This is a genomic window from Candidatus Aquicultor sp., assembly GCF_054640775.1.
In genome coordinates, this window is sequence record NZ_JBTSLF010000044.1 from 1 (window position 1) to 17,121 (window position 17,121).

Annotated in this window: 13 protein-coding genes; 10 read left to right on the forward strand and 3 right to left on the reverse strand. The window is 51.3% G+C overall.

The window, feature by feature from the left end; genetic code table 11:
- The first annotated feature begins 223 nt into the window (after positions 1 to 223).
- Together ACYC56_RS05445 and ACYC56_RS05450 are read left to right on the forward strand one after the other, a co-directional pair.
- Positions 224 to 904, forward strand: a complete 681-nt coding sequence (locus tag ACYC56_RS05445; protein ID WP_461373167.1) for a peptidylprolyl isomerase — start codon at positions 224 to 226, stop codon at positions 902 to 904.
- 16 nt (positions 905 to 920) lie between these two features.
- On the forward strand, positions 921 to 1,544 hold the full coding sequence (locus ACYC56_RS05450) for a hypothetical protein (RefSeq protein WP_461373168.1): 624 nt from the start codon (positions 921 to 923) through the stop codon (positions 1,542 to 1,544).
- A gap of 21 nt (positions 1,545 to 1,565) precedes the next feature.
- Here ACYC56_RS05450 and ACYC56_RS05455 read toward each other — a convergent pair whose 3' ends face one another.
- Positions 1,566 to 2,804, reverse strand: coding sequence for a murein hydrolase activator EnvC family protein (locus ACYC56_RS05455; protein WP_461373169.1), 1,239 nt, complete (start codon positions 2,802 to 2,804; stop codon positions 1,566 to 1,568).
- A 511-nt stretch (positions 2,805 to 3,315) separates the two neighbouring features.
- On the opposite strand from ACYC56_RS05455, the gene ACYC56_RS05460 reads away from it, so the two are divergent.
- The 3 genes from ACYC56_RS05460 (at position 3,316) to ACYC56_RS05470 (ending at position 5,023) form a co-directional block, all read left to right on the forward strand.
- Complete coding sequence (locus tag ACYC56_RS05460; protein WP_461373170.1) at positions 3,316 to 3,501, forward strand: hypothetical protein; 186 nt, start codon at positions 3,316 to 3,318, stop codon at positions 3,499 to 3,501.
- A gap of 171 nt (positions 3,502 to 3,672) precedes the next feature.
- A complete protein-coding gene (locus ACYC56_RS05465) occupies positions 3,673 to 4,395 on the forward strand; it encodes an HAD family hydrolase (protein ID WP_461373171.1) in 723 nt (240 codons plus the stop codon).
- A 94-nt stretch (positions 4,396 to 4,489) separates the two neighbouring features.
- Positions 4,490 to 5,023 carry a hypothetical protein gene (locus ACYC56_RS05470; RefSeq protein ID WP_461373172.1) on the forward strand — a complete coding sequence of 178 codons (534 nt, stop codon included), beginning with the start codon at positions 4,490 to 4,492 and terminating at the stop codon, positions 5,021 to 5,023.
- Between the two features lie 25 nt (positions 5,024 to 5,048).
- On the opposite strand, the gene typA is transcribed toward ACYC56_RS05470, so the two are convergent.
- Positions 5,049 to 6,872 (reverse strand): translational GTPase TypA, encoded by a 1,824-nt coding sequence (gene typA / locus ACYC56_RS05475; protein ID WP_461373173.1) that lies wholly within the window; start codon positions 6,870 to 6,872, stop codon positions 5,049 to 5,051.
- 203 nt (positions 6,873 to 7,075) lie between these two features.
- Here typA and ACYC56_RS05480 point away from each other — a divergent pair, with 203 nt between their 5' ends.
- Positions 7,076 to 7,261 (forward strand): hypothetical protein, encoded by a 186-nt coding sequence (locus ACYC56_RS05480; protein ID WP_461373174.1) that lies wholly within the window; start codon positions 7,076 to 7,078, stop codon positions 7,259 to 7,261.
- 74 nt (positions 7,262 to 7,335) lie between these two features.
- On the opposite strand, the gene ACYC56_RS05485 is transcribed toward ACYC56_RS05480, so the two are convergent.
- Positions 7,336 to 10,167, reverse strand: coding sequence for an Ig-like domain-containing protein (locus ACYC56_RS05485; protein WP_461373175.1), 2,832 nt, complete (start codon positions 10,165 to 10,167; stop codon positions 7,336 to 7,338).
- Positions 10,168 to 10,590: 423 nt separating this feature from the next.
- Between ACYC56_RS05485 and ACYC56_RS05490 the strand changes: the two genes are divergently transcribed.
- The 4 genes from ACYC56_RS05490 to ACYC56_RS05505 all read left to right on the forward strand — a co-directional run.
- Positions 10,591 to 13,716: a hypothetical protein gene (locus ACYC56_RS05490; protein ID WP_461373176.1), complete on the forward strand. Its 3,126-nt coding sequence runs from the start codon at positions 10,591 to 10,593 to the stop codon at positions 13,714 to 13,716.
- 407 nt (positions 13,717 to 14,123) lie between these two features.
- Positions 14,124 to 15,176, forward strand: a complete 1,053-nt coding sequence (gene rsgA, locus ACYC56_RS05495; RefSeq protein ID WP_461373177.1) for a ribosome small subunit-dependent GTPase A — start codon at positions 14,124 to 14,126, stop codon at positions 15,174 to 15,176.
- A gap of 293 nt (positions 15,177 to 15,469) precedes the next feature.
- On the forward strand, positions 15,470 to 15,973 hold the full coding sequence (locus ACYC56_RS05500; RefSeq protein ID WP_461373178.1) for a hypothetical protein: 504 nt from the start codon (positions 15,470 to 15,472) through the stop codon (positions 15,971 to 15,973).
- Between the two features lie 254 nt (positions 15,974 to 16,227).
- On the forward strand, positions 16,228 to 17,121 hold an 894-nt coding region (locus tag ACYC56_RS05505; RefSeq protein WP_461373179.1), incomplete at its 3' end, for an HlyD family secretion protein.

A 17,121-nucleotide genomic window follows, 5' to 3' on the forward strand; every position in this document is an offset into this window, starting at 1 on the left:
ACAGAACGCTATCGCCGTTAGCCTAATATTGCCTTAGAAGCAGTTGGCGAATGCGGTTACATATAGTTTCGCCTTTCTTCCGCTTCTGTCCGGATAGCTTTATCGTACCGAAGCCTGAAGATCGTGAGCGAGGAGGTTCAATTACTCCCAGGTTATTGCGGTTCTGTTGTAAAGCGTTATATGCTTATAAAGTTGATTCGGTTTTATCACTATGGAGGTTGTAATGGGGAAGTATTTTAAACAAGCTGTTATCTTTATTGCTATTTTCGGGGTAATTGTCGTTGCGCTCATCTATTTTAATAAGGCAAAAGACACGTCCACGCAAACCGCCGGAGTTGATTATTATTCAAATGGGGCGGCGACGTCGGAAGCGGTTCAGCAAAACGATCCGCCTTCAACAAATGCGCCATCGACCAGCACAACAGTTGCCGGCACAGTTCCGGTAACCGATAAGACGCATGCGATTATCGAAACAAATAAGGGCAAGATCGTTTTTAGCTTCTATCCGAACAAAGCGCCGAACACAGTTCAGAATTTCATAAAGCTGGCAAACTCAGGGTATTACAACGGGATTAAATGGCACAGGGTCGTGCCGGGATTCGTTATTCAAGGCGGCGACCCCTTAAGCAAAGACAATGATCCGAATAACGATGGATCCGGCGGGCCGGGATACACGGTTAAAGCGGAGTTTAATGATTTACAGCACGTGGTGGGCACCGTGGCCATGGCGCGCTCCGACGATCCCGATAGCGCCGGCAGCCAGTTCTACATCTGCCTGGGCACCCTGCCCGATCTCGACGGCAAATATACCATATTCGGCCAGGTAACAGAGGGTATGGACGTTGTGAATAGTATCCAGGTGGGCGATATCATGAAACAGGTTTATATCGAGGAAAAGAAATAGAAGGGAGAGGTGGGCGATGAAGAGGGTTTTGGCGGTGATGGTTTGGATGCTCGTCATCGCCTCAGCCGGTTTGTTCGCAGAAACTCTCCCCATGGTACGCCGGCTTCCGAAGGAACCACGTGTCTCACTTGACGGCATCACCACCATCACCGATGCCGTCAGCGCATGTAAGCAGTCCGGCTTTGAGGGGTGGGACCTTATAGGATATGCGCAGAATATCGTGGCGCGAAAGATGAGATACTCGCGCCTTAACCCCTGGGACTCCCCATCCCGGGCGTTTGAGCGGGGAATGGGTTATTGCCTGCAGGCGACGCTCGCCCTTAAAGAAATCTACGACAGGCTTGGGATAGAATCCAGGCTGGTGTATGCCGATAAGTGCAAGTTTCCCGGCTCAAAAGTCGACGGCATGTGGCAGGACGAGCACTTTAGCACGCACGCGTGGTTGAGGATATCTCTGGATGGGACGGAGCTGGACGTCGATCCCGCCAGCAGGAGAAATACTCCGGGCCGGGTAAACTTTGAGCGACATTCCGATGTGCGACGGCTTCACATATTTAAGCAACCGGTTATTCGCCTACGGGGTCTGGTCGGAAACATCAAAATCGACCGGGAGCTCAGGGCAAGCAAAAGCGGTCTTTAAAACCGCCCCCAACAGGAGATTCTATGGCAGGAACTTTACCGGGTCTTGCGGATTTCCATTCACCCGTATCTCAAAATGCAGGTGCGGGCCGGTCGAGAGGCCGGTTGAGCCGGAGTGCGAGATAACCTGTCCTTGCTCTACAGTCTGCCCGACGTTCACATCTAGCTTGGAATTGTGCCCGTAAAGCGTCGACATACCGCCGCCGTGATCGATGACCACTACGTTTCCATAACCGCCCATCCATCCAGCAATGATGACCTTACCGCTCTTTGCCGCGTGCACGGGCGTTCCCGATCCGACACCCAGGTCTATGCCGGTGTGCATCCGTGAATATTTAAGAACCGGATGGTAACGCCAACCGAACGGTGATGTTATACGAGCATGGACGGGCCAGATAAATCCCTTGGGGGATGACCGCTCAGAGGAGACCGAATTGGAGCTTCTGCCGGAGCTATTGTTGCTCTGAAGCCCCAGTTTTTGCGCTTGCTGGCGCTGTTGCTCAAGCTCCTGCACCTGAATCGTCCGGATTTGGTCGGCAATCATATCAGAGGAGGCTTGGAGCATGCTCTCGGCCTCTCCAAGCTGGACTTTCTCCCGCTGTGCCTGTGCGAGGAGCGATTGCTGGGTGCTTTGCTCGACCTGCAGCGCTTGCCGCTTTGCAATGATTTCACCCTGAACTGCTTTAATGCGGTTCTCGTCGTTCACAATTGCAAGGTGCTTGCCGACAATCGTCCTTTGCTCGTTTTCTACCTGAGTGATCTTATCCGCAGTATGTTTCGAGAGCGTTTGCATGTCGGCCATGAGTTTGCCGTCGTTTTCGGTGATGATCGTAACGAGCTTGACCCGCCCTACCAGGTCTTTAAAGTTTTCCGACCCCAAGAGGAACGCGATGACATTCGGGCCGCCGTTCTTGTAGGTTAAAACCAGCCGCGCATTAAACGCCTCACGTCTCTTAGCGAGCTTTTCTTGGGTTGCAACGAGTTCTGTCTGGGCTGCGGTGAGTTCGTTTTGCGCCTGTTTGAGTTGTGCTTCGGTTATTTGTTTCTTGGTGGCGGTGCTGGTCAATTCGGCCTGCAGACCGCTCAGGTCTTTTTGAAGCTGAACGATTTGCCGGTCGTTTAGCTTGATTTTTTTAAGAATCTCAGCCTGGTGCTTTTTAACGGCATCTTGCAGGACTTTATTGACCTGGATTTGCGTCTGGATGTTCTGAAGCTCACTGCGCTTGTCATCCAATTGGGTCGCGAGAGCCGCCGGAGCCATAAGCGACAGCCCTAGCAAAGCAGCTATTAAAACTCTAACCAGACGAACCTTACTAAAAACTACCATGCAGGATACCCATTTAACCAGCAAAACCAGGGAGGTTCAACCAGCTATCCCGGCATAAAACAGCAGGAAGCGCAATAACCAGGAGGTATAATAATACATTATTATTCGATTACTTGCTTACGAGTAGCGCCTGTTCTGTTACACGGGTGATTATCTACCAGGTGGTTAAGCTCCGGTTCGTGGCAGGGTAAGCGCAGGCTTATGGGCATGCACGGCTTTGTAACTGTTTAGCGAAGAGGCGTGACGGGTATCGCGTGTATGTGGCGAGAGACGGCGAAGTCAGCCGGATACAGCCACCGCTCACGTTTAAAATCCGCGCTCACGCACTTCAAGTGGCAGCCCCAAATGGGGTCGCATGGGCAGAGAGGGCCCTCCCGATATAAGGATACTGAAGGGTTAAACCTGGTAAAACCTGGGTAAATATATCGTGTAGGAGGTGGGGATAATGGCAACGAGGGAGAGAGCTCCACTGTGGACCATCATCTATGTCGTGCTTGCTGTAGCGATTATCTTGGCCTTGCTTCAAATCGTAGGAGTGTTCGGACTTACTCCTGTACTCGCAAATATCATTTACCTGTTAGCGATCTTTGCAATCATCGTAACGGTTTTTCATTGGGCCAGACTGATATAATCTAACGCGGCTACTGTGGGAAAACTAGGGGAGGGGGCTACGGTCGCCTCCCCTATCGTTTTGGCACTGAAGGCGCCCTAAACCCATGATCCTGACCGACCCAAGAAAAGGCTCGATGCCTAAAATCTACGTGGTTTGGAATAAATATAACAGAGGATAACAGGGAGGACTATGATCAAGGTAATCATTTTTGACGTTGACGGTACGCTTAGAGCCCCCGAACAGCCGGTTGAGCTGGGAGTAGTCTCGAGGATGCACGGTCTTGTCGAATACGACCTGCAGGTTTCGCTCGTGTCTGGTAAAGGCGCTGTGTACCTTTTTGGCCTCGCCGAGGGCTTAGGCATTCCAAACCCCCTGGTTGGAGGGGAAAACGGCGCGGTCATATTCCGCCCTCAGGAGAAAGTCGAAATCGTCTACCCCGTCTCCGAGGAGGCCCGCAAAAGCCTCGATTACGTTAAAAGCGGCCTCTGGCATCTGTTCAGGGATGATATCTGGTTCCCAACGAATCAAACCGGTGTTACCGCGTTTGTAAAACCGGGCTTATCGGTTGAAGATGTGTACCAGCAGGCGGTCCAATTCGTCAAAGACCACAGGCTTTTTGATCTCTATGTGCTCCCGCACTGGGACGCGGTCGATGTTATGCCGAGGGGCCTGGATAAAGCGGTATTCGTGAGGTACCTCAACAGCATCGGGTATAAGAGCGATGAAATCGTGGCGGTAGGTGATGCGCTAAACGATATCCCGATGCTGCAAATCGCCGGTTACTCAATCACATTTGAAAGCTCTCTTCAGCAGGTAAAAGACTCGGCAGATATCGCCGTTGCCGATATCTATGATGCGTTCGACCTGATAGAGGGCCTTATTGGTACGAAGCACCCGAAAGCTGCATCGTAAACGGTTTACATTGAGCGCTCTCTCATTTTCTTCAGGATTCTGCTACAATCCAGCTATTGGATAGATATGTAGCTATTTATTGGGGAGCAACCGGGTGAGGAACCTTCGTACAACACTGCTAGCGATCATAGTCGGCGTTATTATAGTCGTTATTTCAGGCACGGGGTGTTCTGAAACGTCGGCGCAGCACACTTTCAGGCCGCTTACCAAATCCGAGACCCGGAAATTCATTCAGGATAATGACGTCAACGCGCTTGCGGTCAAAGATTTTAAGGCAGCGACCATAGTTCTCTACGAAGATAACAACGAGCAGGGGAATTACGCGCTGGCGTTTGACGAAAATGGCACATTACGTAAAACACGGTTCAAGCAGAGCGGCGACCCACGCAAAACGCTTGTTTCCATAGACGATGGAATCGATTTCGCAACGATAATCATCAACAACGCGGGGCTGTTGAAAACGGCCTCTAAAGTGACCGTGCGATTTACAAGCGGCAACACCTTGACCGAGCCGCTAAACGGGCACAAAGGCCTTATCGTCCCGCATGAAAAAACTAAGGACTCCAATGCGGGCATCGAAACCGTCACCATCTTCGATAAGAACAATAAAGCTATCTTCCAGCGTTAGTAGTAAGACGGGAAAGGGGTGTTCCTTACTTCCTAGCTTTCTTGCGCGCATTTTCATCCAAGAGTTTCTTGCGGATACGAATCGCTTTTGGCGTGACCTCGACCAGCTCGTCGTCCTCGATGTATTCCAGCGCTTGCTCAAGCGTCAGTTCCTTGTGAGGGGTAAGCCTCAACGCGTCATCGGCGCCCGAAGAGCGCATGTTGGTAAGCTTCTTCTCTTTGACGGCATTGACCGTCAGATCGACGCCTTTGTTATTCTCACCAATAATCATGCCCTCGTAGACATCGATGTTTGGCGGGATAAAGAGTTGACCGCGCTCCTGGAGGCCGTTGAGCGAATACTTTACCGCTTTACCGCCTTCATGGCAAATCAGCACGCCCTTATCGCGCGTCGGTATTTCGCCCTTGAAGTATTCGTACTCGTAGAAGTTGCTATAAAGGGTGCCGGTGCCGCGCGTCATGGTTAGAAAATCGCTTCTAAATCCGATGAGCGAGCGGGAGGGGATAACGAACTCCATACGCACGCTGCCCGAATCGGTCTCCTCAAAGTTTTTCATCTCGGCCTTGCGTTTGCCCATCTCCTCGATGACATACCCATGGAAGTCCTTATCTACATCGATAACCAGGTATTCTATCGGCTCGAGAAGCTTGCCGTCTACTTCTTTAAAGATAACCTTAGGTTTCGATACCTCGAGTTCATAACCCTCGCGGCGCATGGTTTCGACCAGGATAGAGAGGTGCAACTCGCCGCGGCCTGAGACTTTCAGCATATCCTCGTTATCGATTTCCTCAACGCGAAGCCCGACGTTTACCCTGGCTTCCCGCAAAAGACGCTCGCGTATATGGCGGCTCGTTAAGAACTTACCGCCGTCTTTTCCGATGAATGGGCTGGTATTTGGACCAACCATAACCGATATGGTCGGCTCGTCGATATTTACGAAAGGCAACGCCTCAGGTGATTCGAAAGAAGCGATGGTCTCGCCGACGTTGATATCGTCGATTCCGGCAACGCACACGATATCGCCCGCGCTGGCTGTGTCGGTAGGGACGCGTTTCATCCCGCTGTAAGTAAACAAGTTGGAGATTTTCTCTGCATGCTTGGTACCGTCGCGCCTCATCATGTAGACTTGATCTCCAACGCTCATCGTGCCGTGCACGATTCGCCCAAGTCCCAGACTGCCGATATAGTTGTCGTAATCAAGCATGGTAATCAGCATCTGCAGCGGCTTATCTTGATCGGCCATCGGGGGCAGAACCCGGCGGATGATCGTCTCAAACAGCGGCTTTAGACTGTCGCTCTCTTCATCTATCTCATACCAGGCCATACCATCCTTGGCCGAGCAATAAACAACGGCAAAATCCAGCTGCTCATCGGTTGCGTTCAGCTCGCAGAACAGATCGAATGTCTCATCGACGACCTCATGCGACCTGGCATCGGGCCTGTCGACCTTGTTGATTACCAGAATCGGTTTAAGGTGCAGATCAAGCGCTTTTCTTAGCACGAACTTGGTTTGCGGCATCGGGCCTTCAAAGGCATCCACCAGCAATAATACTCCGTCGACCGTCTGCAGGATGCGCTCGACTTCCGAACCGAAGTCGCTGTGCCCGGGCGTGTCGACGATGTTTATCTTAATGTCTTTATATGTGACGGAGGCGTTTTTTGAGAAGATGGTGATACCGCGCTCGCGCTCGAGATCGTTCGAGTCCATAACGCGATCGGCAACCTCCTCGTTTTGCCTGAAAACGCCCGTCTGTTTAAGCATCGCATCGACAAGCGTCGTCTTGCCGTGATCGACATGCGCGATGATTGCGATGTTTCTTATGTCTTTTCTTCTCAACTGGTTAGGCATACGTTCAAAAACCTCTTTTTCCTGGTAGCAACCGATATTTTGCAAATAATTTACAACCTTGTAACTATAACATATTTTTAGCCACAACATAATAAATCGGGAAAATGACCGGGGATTTTAGCTCTTCACGCACACCTTTCCTCTTAAATCGGTTGAGTTCGCGAAATCGTGGGTAAAAAAATCTATGTAAGGGGGTGTGGAAGATGGCAATGAGAGCAGGCAGCGCGTTCTGGAACATCGTCTATGCTATACTCGTAGTCTTAGTTATCTTGGCCCTGTTACAGTTACTAGGTGTATTTGCCTTAACGCCAGCTATTGCAAACATTCTTTACATCCTGGTAGTTATCGCGATTGTATTGGCTGTTATCCACTTACTGGGCTTGTTATAAGCTGATATGAGGTAGCATAAAATGCGAGAAGGAGGCTTCGGCCTCCTTTTTTACGTCTTTCATCCCGTCTCGTATTACTTCTTATTATTGAGTACCCCGACCATCATTTTGGCGGCTTCCGCTCTGGTTGCGCTGTTATTGGGCTTGAACGTGCTATCGGAGTACCCCGAGATGATGCCCGTTTTTGCGCAGGCGCCTATATAGTCCTTTGCCCATGATGATGAAATGTCTTTGAGCGTACTGCTGGCGGAAGAAAGACCTAGCGTGCGCGCTACGATTTTTGCGATCTCTGCCCGCGTTATGTTCTTCCCGGGTTTGAATCCGCCATCCTCGTATCCTGCTATCACCCCGTGGGTTTTCGCGGTTTCGATGTATCTGTATGCCCAGTTATCTGCGGACACATCCTTAAAGGATGACGTGTCCGGCGCTTCGAGTTCCCAGCCCATGGCAAGGCAGATCATTTTTGAGAACTCTGCCCTGGATACGGTCTGGTTCGGCCTAAACAAGCCGCCTGGGTATCCGCCGGCGATTCCCTGCGTCACGAGCTTCGAGACGGATTCCTTGTACCAGGCGTCCGCCGGCACGTCCGAGAATCCTGAGGTTCCTGGCGTGGTTTTGCCAGTGATCGTGACCTCTACTTGGGTCGAGCCCGTGCTCTCATTGCTTAGTTTATCTATTGCAGTTACATAATAGACGTAGGTTTTGCTAACCTCGACCGTTTTGTCCTGGTACTGGGTCGCTGTTAACGTGGTAGAGTTGAGCTTTGCCGGTGTAAGGCCGCCCTTTATCTTTCTGTAAACATTGTAGCCCGCAAGGTCGGTCTCTTTATTCGCGGTCCATGACAACTGGGCAGTATCCGAGGTCGATGTGGACTTTAGGCCCTGCGGCACGGCCGGGGGCACCGTATCTTCCTGAGTTGAGAAGCTAAACGTGTATTGGGTGGCAAGGTTGTTGCTCGCTATATCCTTGACCGCCGCCGCCGGTATCGTTACCGTATAAACGCTTGAATAGGCCAAATCCGCCGCCGGGTCAAGTGTAAGCACTTTGCCGCTGATGTTCTTAGTCAAACTGACGACCGCATTTTTTGCGTCCTTTACCGCAATACTGTTATATGCCGTGCCTTGCTGAACAGCTTCGCTAAACGTGATCGCCAAGGATGTCTCTTTGGCGATACCAGTCGCGTTGTTCGTGGGGGCAGTGCTTGAAACCGTGGGAGACACCAGGTCCGCCAGTGAAGTAAAGCTAAAGGTATATTGTGCGGCCAGCGGGTTATTCGACATATCATTCACCGCGCCCGCCGGGATAGTTACCGTGTAGAGCATCCCCGAGGCGGTATCGGTCGTCGGGTCGAGCGTGAGTACGTTGCCGCTAATGTTTTTAATAAAAGGCAGCGCGGCATTCTTGGAATCTTTTACCGTAATACTTTCGTAGGCCGAACTGGTCTGTACATTTTCGCTAAACGTAACGGTGATTATGGCATCCCGTGCGACAGCGGTTGCGCTGTTCAACGGGTTTGTGCCGGTTACCGTCGGTGCGGTATTGTCCATCACGGTAAAGCCGAACGTGTATTGGGCTGCAAGCGAGTTATTGGCGGTATCCTTTACCGCACCCGCGGGGACGATTACCGTATAAGAGCCCCCATACGCGAGGTCGCTTACAGGGTCAAGCGTAAGGATTCTGCCGCTGATGCTTTTGTTGAGCGACACGAGATTGTTGCTTGCATCCCTGACCGTGATGATGTTATAGGCCATACCGGTTTGTACGTTTTCGCTAAATGTGACCGAGATGGTTTTTCCTGCGGGTACCACGGTCGCATTATTTGCCGGATCGGTGACGGTTATGATCGGTGTGACGGCATCGACGAGCGTGGGACAACTGTATACACCGCTTCCCCACGTCCCGGCGAACACAAGGCTATCTTGCGTGAAGTTGGATGAGACTGCAAGAGACGGGATATCCGCATTCTCGAGGCCGCTGTCGATCTGCGTCCAGTTTTGCCCCTCGTCGGTTGACTTATAGACACCATGGTCGTAACTACCGGCAAATACCGTATGGTCTGAAGCGTATACCGGCGACATGGCGATGGAGAAGATATCGATACCCAAAGGGCCAATTTGCGCCCAGTTTTGCCCGGAATCCGTTGACTTAAAGCCATCGGTAAAAATGGTATGGTCTGATGTATAGTCGGGGGACACCGCCACTGATTTTATATATGGGTTCGACAACCCGCTGTTTACCTGATCCCAATCTTGAGCGCCGTTAACCGATCTATAGATTCCATTGCCATCACTTGTTCCGGCGAACACGACGGTATCCGCGCTAAAGTCGGGCGAGAGCGCGATTGCGCTTACGTACATGTTCGAAAGCCCGCATGCGCTCCAGTTTTGCCCCTCATCGGTTGATTTATAGATACCGTGACCGTAGGTGCCGGCAAAAAGCGTATGGTCCGTGGTATACCCGGGCGAGAGCGCGATAGAGCCTACATCGTTTCCTGTAAGCCCGCTTGTCGACCAGCTTTGCCCCCCATCGGTGGACTTGCAGACGCCGCCGTATATTCCGGCATATACGATGTGGTCGGTCGCATAATTAGGGGAGATGGCCAGCGACAGGATATATCCGGGGAGTCCGCTCGACGACCAGCTTTGCCCCCCATCGGTCGATTTATAGACACCCGAGCCGTTAGTGCCCGCGAACAGGGTTTTATCCGTTGCATATCCAGGGGAAATTACAAGCGCATTCACTATCGCGCCACCGGGACCGTTGCTGACCCACTCATTGACCCCGGCATTTGCAATAGGTGTAGAGGCAAAAACGAGCCACAACAAAGCGGCAAGCACTATGGCTGTCTTAACAATATAAGATATAGCTGATTTTCGTGTTATTGATGCTGCTTCCATAATTGACATCTAGGCACCCCAAGCACTCATTGTTTTCTGCCTTAATAAGGCCTTTAGATGCAAAAACCGTATATAGGAAGTTATCGGACTGGAAACAGATTCTTTAAACCCTGGTTTGTGTGAAACTATATACTTTAGCGGTAGCTTACCAAGTTCTCGGGGAAGACAGGGATTGGAAAAAATCTAGAAAAAAATTTTAGGTAAATTCTCGTGACGCCGGGGCCCGGTTCACGAAAGAAAAAGGGATAATCTAACTGCTTTTTTAGACATATTTTAGGAACCAGTTGCCCCCTTGCCCCTCGATTTCTCGCCTCTGTCATGTCTTGGGCGCCTACTAAGGTTATGGTAATATGTTGGATAGTCACGCCCAAATAAGTTGCAGAAAGTTATAGCACGTCTAACCTAATTGTCGCAGAAAGAAAGGAAGTTCAGATGGAGCCTTACAAAAAAGCACGTCTCGTTTATTGTCTCTCCATGGGTATGGTCGAATCAAACAGCTCCGACCGAGAAGCATCAAAATCCCGGCACGACCGTTTTAACGTACTGCTTGCAGAGCAAATCAAATCCCACTCCGAAGGACTTGGGCTCACCGATGTCTTATTGAAGTTCAACGGTGATGTTTGGCTGCTCATGACCGATAAGGCACAGAACCTGGCGGTTTTTAGTTGTCTTGCGACGATTATGGCGGAGAGTTTCCAGCCGCACACGGCGCAGGCGACCGGTATTGCCGTTGAAAATGTGCCGTCGCTTCGCCTCTCAATCTGCTCGGGTCGCGATAGGTTTATCGAGCTACCCGACGGGCGTAAGGATTGGGTTGGGGATAGCGCACGAAGGGCGCTTAGCGCATCCGCATACTGCCACCCCAATGAGGTTCTCTTGGACGACCCGTCCCGGCATCAGGTGCTCGATGTCTTTGAGAGTACGCCGGCCGATATCCAAAGCCGTACTCTTTCGGAAAGGACTAAGCAGCTAGAAGAGGGTTTTGTTGCCTATACGCTTGGCGCTATCAAGGTCGAACAGGCCGCCGAATCGCATGCGCCGGAGAATTTCGTCTACACGTTTGGGGCCACCGGCAAGATGGATGAGGCCGCCAGGGTAGCTCAGCGTGTTGCAGAGCGCCTGGTTGATGAGGCCAAGGGTGCAGTTGTCGCGGAAATGCCGGGCTGGAATCGCCTTATCGCAAGCCTTCTCGATTATGCGAGCGCGGTTAAAGTGCTGCCCAGTATTCAGGTTGCGGGGCTGACCCCCGATTTGGCCACCTACAACGCGCTTATCGCCAAAGCTGATTTCGGCGAAGGCAGGTCCCTGTTGGACGCGGTGCAGAAAGAGGGTATCAAGCCGAATTGCGCTACCTACAATGCGCTTATCTCTAAAGCCGATTTTGATACGGCGGTGTCCCTCTTTGAGGCAATGCAGAAAGAGGGAATCAAGCCCGACCTTGCCACATATAACGGGATTATCCCGAAAGCCCCCGATTTCGATACGATTCAACCCTGGTTCGAGAGGATGCTCGCCGAGAACATCCAGCCGGGTGTTGTGATATATAACACGTTGATCACCAAATCTCCCGATCACGATACGGCGGGTTTTTGGTTTAAGAAATTGCTTGATGAGGGCATTCAACCGAATATCATTACTTACAACGCTCTCATCGCTAAAGCTCCGAATTACGGTACGGCCAGCTACTGGTTGGAGGCAATCCTTGAGGACAGCATCCAATCCAATCTCGCCACCTATAACCGCCTCATTGCAAAAGCCCCCGACTACACTACGGTCAAGGCGTTGCTCGAGGCGCTGCTTAAAGAAGGTATAAAACCGAATGTGATCACCTATAACGCGCTCATCTCAAAATCGCCCGATTACGATAAAGCGCTGTTGTTGCTTGAGGCGATGCGAAAAGACGGCGTTGCGCCGAATGTGGATAGCTTTAGCAGGCTGTTCAGCAAGAACCTGTCGGGCAAGTCTGCTGAAGATGTACTCGCGCTCTATCAAGCGCAGGGCATTGTCTCTGAAGAGCCGATTCAGACCGTCATCTCCACGTATCGCAAAGTCGGCCGTGTCGACCAGGCGCTTCTTGTCGCGCTCGAGTACCCGCACCTCGTGGTAGCCAAGAAACTCATCAGAGAGATCATGGACGACGTGTTCGCATATCTCGAGACTATCCGCGAAGAAGGCCCGGCGGATGTGGCGAGCTACAATACGCTCATTTCAAAAGCTCCAAACTACAATGCGGCCAAGAGCTGGGTGGATACGATGCGTAAGAAAGATATCCGGCCCGACCTTATTACATATAACGCACTTATTTCAAAATCAATCGACTTTGGTACGGCCAAGACTTGGCTGGAAGCGATGAGGGCTGATGGAATCGCGCCCGACATTGAAAGCTACAGCGGTCTCTTCGGCAAAGACCTCTCCGGCACGAGCGCGGATGAGTTGCTGGGATGGTACCTCGCTCAGGAATATCACCCGGAAGAGCCAATCCAGGTCGCCATTACCTCGTATCGTAAGACCGGCCATGTTAACCAGGCCTTGCGCCTAGCGCTCGAGTTTCCACAGCTGCAATCGGCAAAAACTCTGGTCAGAGAGATTATGAATGACATGTTCGATTTCCTTGCGACAATGCGGGATGAGGGCGTACAGCCAAATGTCGCAACGTACAGCGCCCTTATCTCAAAAGCTCCTTACTATAGCATCGCAGAATCCTGGCTTGCGACGATGCGCAATAAAGGGATCGAGCCAAACACCGTTACCTATAACACACTTATCTCGAAAGCCCCGGATTACGATACCGGCAAATCCTGGCTGGAGGTAATGAAAAAAGAAAACGTGAAACCAAGCGTGGTTACCTACAGCACGCTTATCGCTAAGGCCGATTTTGGGACGGGCACCGCTTTGTTGGATGAGATGAAGCGCGAAGGTATTATGCCGAACACCATCACTTACAACGCCCTCGTTCTTAAGGCGCCTGATTATCCCACAGTCCAATCGCTGCTTGCGACGATGCGGCAGGACCACATCAAGCCGGATGTCGTAACCTATAACACACTTATGCTTGCCGCACCCGACTACGATACCGCTAAGGTGTGGCTGGATGAGATGCGCAAAGACGGTCTGCAACCTAATATTGTGACGTACAACAGGCTCTTTAGCAAAAACCTCTCGGCCAAGCCCGCGGACGAGATCGTAACCTGGTACCTCTCTCAGAACTATCATCCGGACGAACCGGTACAGGCGGCGATCGCCGCATACCAGAAGAGCGGTCGCATCGACCAGGCGCTCCGCCTCGTTCTCGAGTATCCCCATTTACAGGTCGCCCGCAAGTTGATTCGCGAGCATACCGACCAGGCGCTCGCATATCTTAAAAACGCCTCAGGGTATACTCAAAGGCATCCGAACCTAGATTATGCCCTCGGCCTCGCCTTCATGGAAAAAGGCAAACGCCGTGAAGCTGAACCGCACCTGAAAAAGGCCATTGCTGCCTGTAAACCCGGGCCAAGAAGAGCCGTGCTCGAGGAATACCTGCGCCAAACCGAGCGCGAGCTCACGAAGATGGCGTAACGGATAACGAATAGGTCGGTTCACGTTGATATAAAAGAAAAGCCCCCTTCTAGAAGGGGGCTTTGTTGTTGGTCAGGTAATTGAATCATTAGTTCGAATCCAACCCGGGGATGAAAATGGTAGTTTATGGCTTTGCAAAGCCATAATCGCATGTATGCCCACTGCCTTGACTAAAAGTCAGCCCTCCTTATTGATAAGCACTGTGACTAAGCGCTTGATATCCTGCGTCTTGGTAACGCATGATATAATTATGTAGGACGCACTACCATAAGGAGTGAAGTGTATGACATCGGCTGGGGTTTCAAGAACAACTCTAAAGCGCACATAGTCGCAGAATCCCTCGGTAAGACAAAGTTATCACGGGTTTCTTCTGCGACTCTCAATTAAACTGTCAAGGAGGAATCCAAGTGGATTTAAACCTATTAGGGTGGAACTCTTTTTTTGAGGAGAGTTTCAAACCCTTTCTTAAGCGCGGCTACTCTGCCGGGCGAATATCTGAGGAGCATAAGCATCTCTACCACGTCTTAACCGAATGTGGCGAATTATTGGCAAAGGTGTCTGGCAAGTTACTTCACGATAGTAAGAATCGCGGTGAGTTGCCCGCTGTTGGCGATTGGGTCGCAATAAGCGCGAGGCCAGCTGAAGGAACCGCCACAATTCATGCGATTCTGTCCAGGCTGAGCAAGTTTACCCGCAAGATTGCCGGCCAAACTACCGAAGAGCAGGTTATTGCTGCCAATATTAACACCATTTTCCTGGTTAATGGTCTTGATAACGACTTTAACCTGAGAAGAATCGAGCGGTACCTTACGCTTGCCTGGGAAAGCGGTGCAAATCCTGTTATTGTGCTTAATAAAGTAGATCTATGTGACGACATCGCTCAAACGGTTGACCTTGTAGAGAGCGTCGCCTTGGGCGTGCCGGTCCATGTGGTCAGTGCCGTTACTGGAAAAGGTTTAGAAGAGCTATCGGCCAATTTATCCAAGGGCAGAACTGTTGCATTTCTGGGCTCGTCCGGTACTGGCAAGTCCACGCTTATTAACGCTTTGCTTGGTAGCGACATTCAGAGCGTAAATGAGGTGCGACACAGTGATGATAAAGGTAGGCACACTACAACATTTCGCAAGTTGATTGTTTTACCAAGCGGTGGCATTGTTATCGATACGCCAGGGCTTCGAGAGCTGCAACTCTGGGGTTCAGAAGAAGCACTGCATAGTGCTTTCAAAGACATAGAGAAACTTGCTGATGAGTGTCGCTTTGCTGATTGCCGCCACGAAAACGAGCCTGGTTGTGCGGTAAAAAGGGCTCTCGATGAAGGAAGTATCGACATAAAAAGATACGAAAGCTATCTTAAGCTGCAGCAAGAACTGATGTACTTGGCTGATAAAAGAGAGTATCTCGAGCGAAAAGAAAGACTGGAAAGGCACTACAAGCTAACCTATAGAAACAGATATAAGTAAGCAATAAGCCCCTTTGGTCGCCATAACCAAAGGGGCTTAAACTATGCGTAGAAGTTTTTGGGTAACCAATAACAATGCTCTATTTGGGCTGGTTTACCTGGTAATATTGCACAAATGACTAGCTTAAAAAGCAGTAAAGTGAAGGGGTTTTCACACAATCTGGCGTCCCCCTATCCCACTAGTGAAGGATGCCCAAGCGGTCTTTGCGTGATTTGCAGAGTTTGCTAAAAGGATTGTAAGAGAATTATCAAAGTCGTCATGTCAAAATTCCCCCTAAGAGCAAGGAGGGCAGTATGGCAGAAACCATTGAAGAGTACTTGAGAGAAAGGTACGCAGAGCGGCTCGTGTCGGCAAGGGAAGCGGATGAAATCATGCGGCCGATTATAGCGTTTGCACGCGGACACATGACTCACACACAGTCGTTGCTTGCCAGGTGGCCAGATTTTGGAACCGATGAAGAGCGATATGAGGCTGTGCGCATCTGGTATAACCAGATAGAGAAGCGCATGGAAAAAGAACTTGACAAGTGGTTTCAAAAGGACCGGTCGCCGATTCTTCGCAGCGAGTACATTGCAGCATGTTTTAGGGAGGCTATCGCCGCGTTCCTGGGCGATGACGCCAGGAGTAATTCTCCCCAGGCCAAGCTCGCGCGCGAGCGTCTTACTGGCCGGGCAGTAGAGATTGCGGATCTCATCGCCAGTCGCGTGAGCACTAGCTTGCGTAGTGCTGATATCAGGCGAGGGATTATCATCATCGTCATTTGGGGCGAGCATGGAGCGCATTTCCCGGATTCCTGAGTAACAGAATGCTAGCAGTTTGCTAGCGAACGCATGAGTTGAAGGCAAGGGCGGGCGTCCGCCTTCATGGAGTTGGAGTCGCCTCGTCATCGACGGGAACCAGGGAAGCCGAACGCGAGCCGGCAAGAGATGTTCGCGTTCGTCTTCCCTGACCCCATTGCCGGCTCCAACGGCGCACGGCGGATGAACTCGCCGGGCAGAAAGGACATGGGTGCTTGCATGGTCCACCACGTCGTTTTTAAAGTGACTCGCGCGTGCAATCTTGCCTGCCACTACTGCTATGTCTCACGCGGAAAGCGCAGAATTGTGTCGCGTTCGACATTGCGCTTGCCATAGCCGGGTTTGGATTTGTTTCCGCCGGTCGTGGTACAGATACGGGAACAAGTCAGTCGACGGCAGTGGCGCGGGGCGATATCCAGATATCAACGTCCGCCGATGGGCATGCGGTTGTCGATTCGGCTACGGAGCTAAATTTTATTAGCGGTGGGACCGTGGCTGCTATCTATGTTAAGGATGGCCAATCAGTTACAAAGGGCCAGAAGCTTGCACGGCTCGATTCGCGTAAGCTTTCATACCAGGTAACACAGGCCAAGGCGGGTTATACCGCTGCGGTCGCTAAGCTTAACTCGCTCAAGGACGGTCCATCCGATGTTGAAGTCGAGAGCAAGCGGGTTGCCGTGGAAAACGCCAAAACCGCCGCTCAGGCTGCATACGGTTACGCCAAAAGCGAGAATGACGCAGGTCGTGTGCCCCAGGATCAGCTTCTTGCAAAAGAAGCTCAGTTAAACAGCGCAAAATCCCAGCTACGAGCTACTGAAGCGCAGCTAAACATAGCGCTTGATCCTGCAAACAGCAACGAAATAGCGTCGGCCCGTGCGTTGGCAAATCAAGCGAGCGCGGCGATTAAAGTCGCATCTGTAGCCGTTGACGAGGCCACGCTCAGGTCGCCTGCAGACGGTGCGGTTCTGGCCATAAATAAGGCGGTCGGTGAGAGTGTGGGCGCTCAGAGCGCCCCGGCGGAGCCGTTTATGGTCATCGGCAACACTGCGCGCATGACCATCGAGGCTCAGGTCGAAGAGATAGATATCGCAAAGGTCTCAATCGGCCAAAAAGTGAAAGCGACATTCGATGCGCTTGAAGGGCGCGAA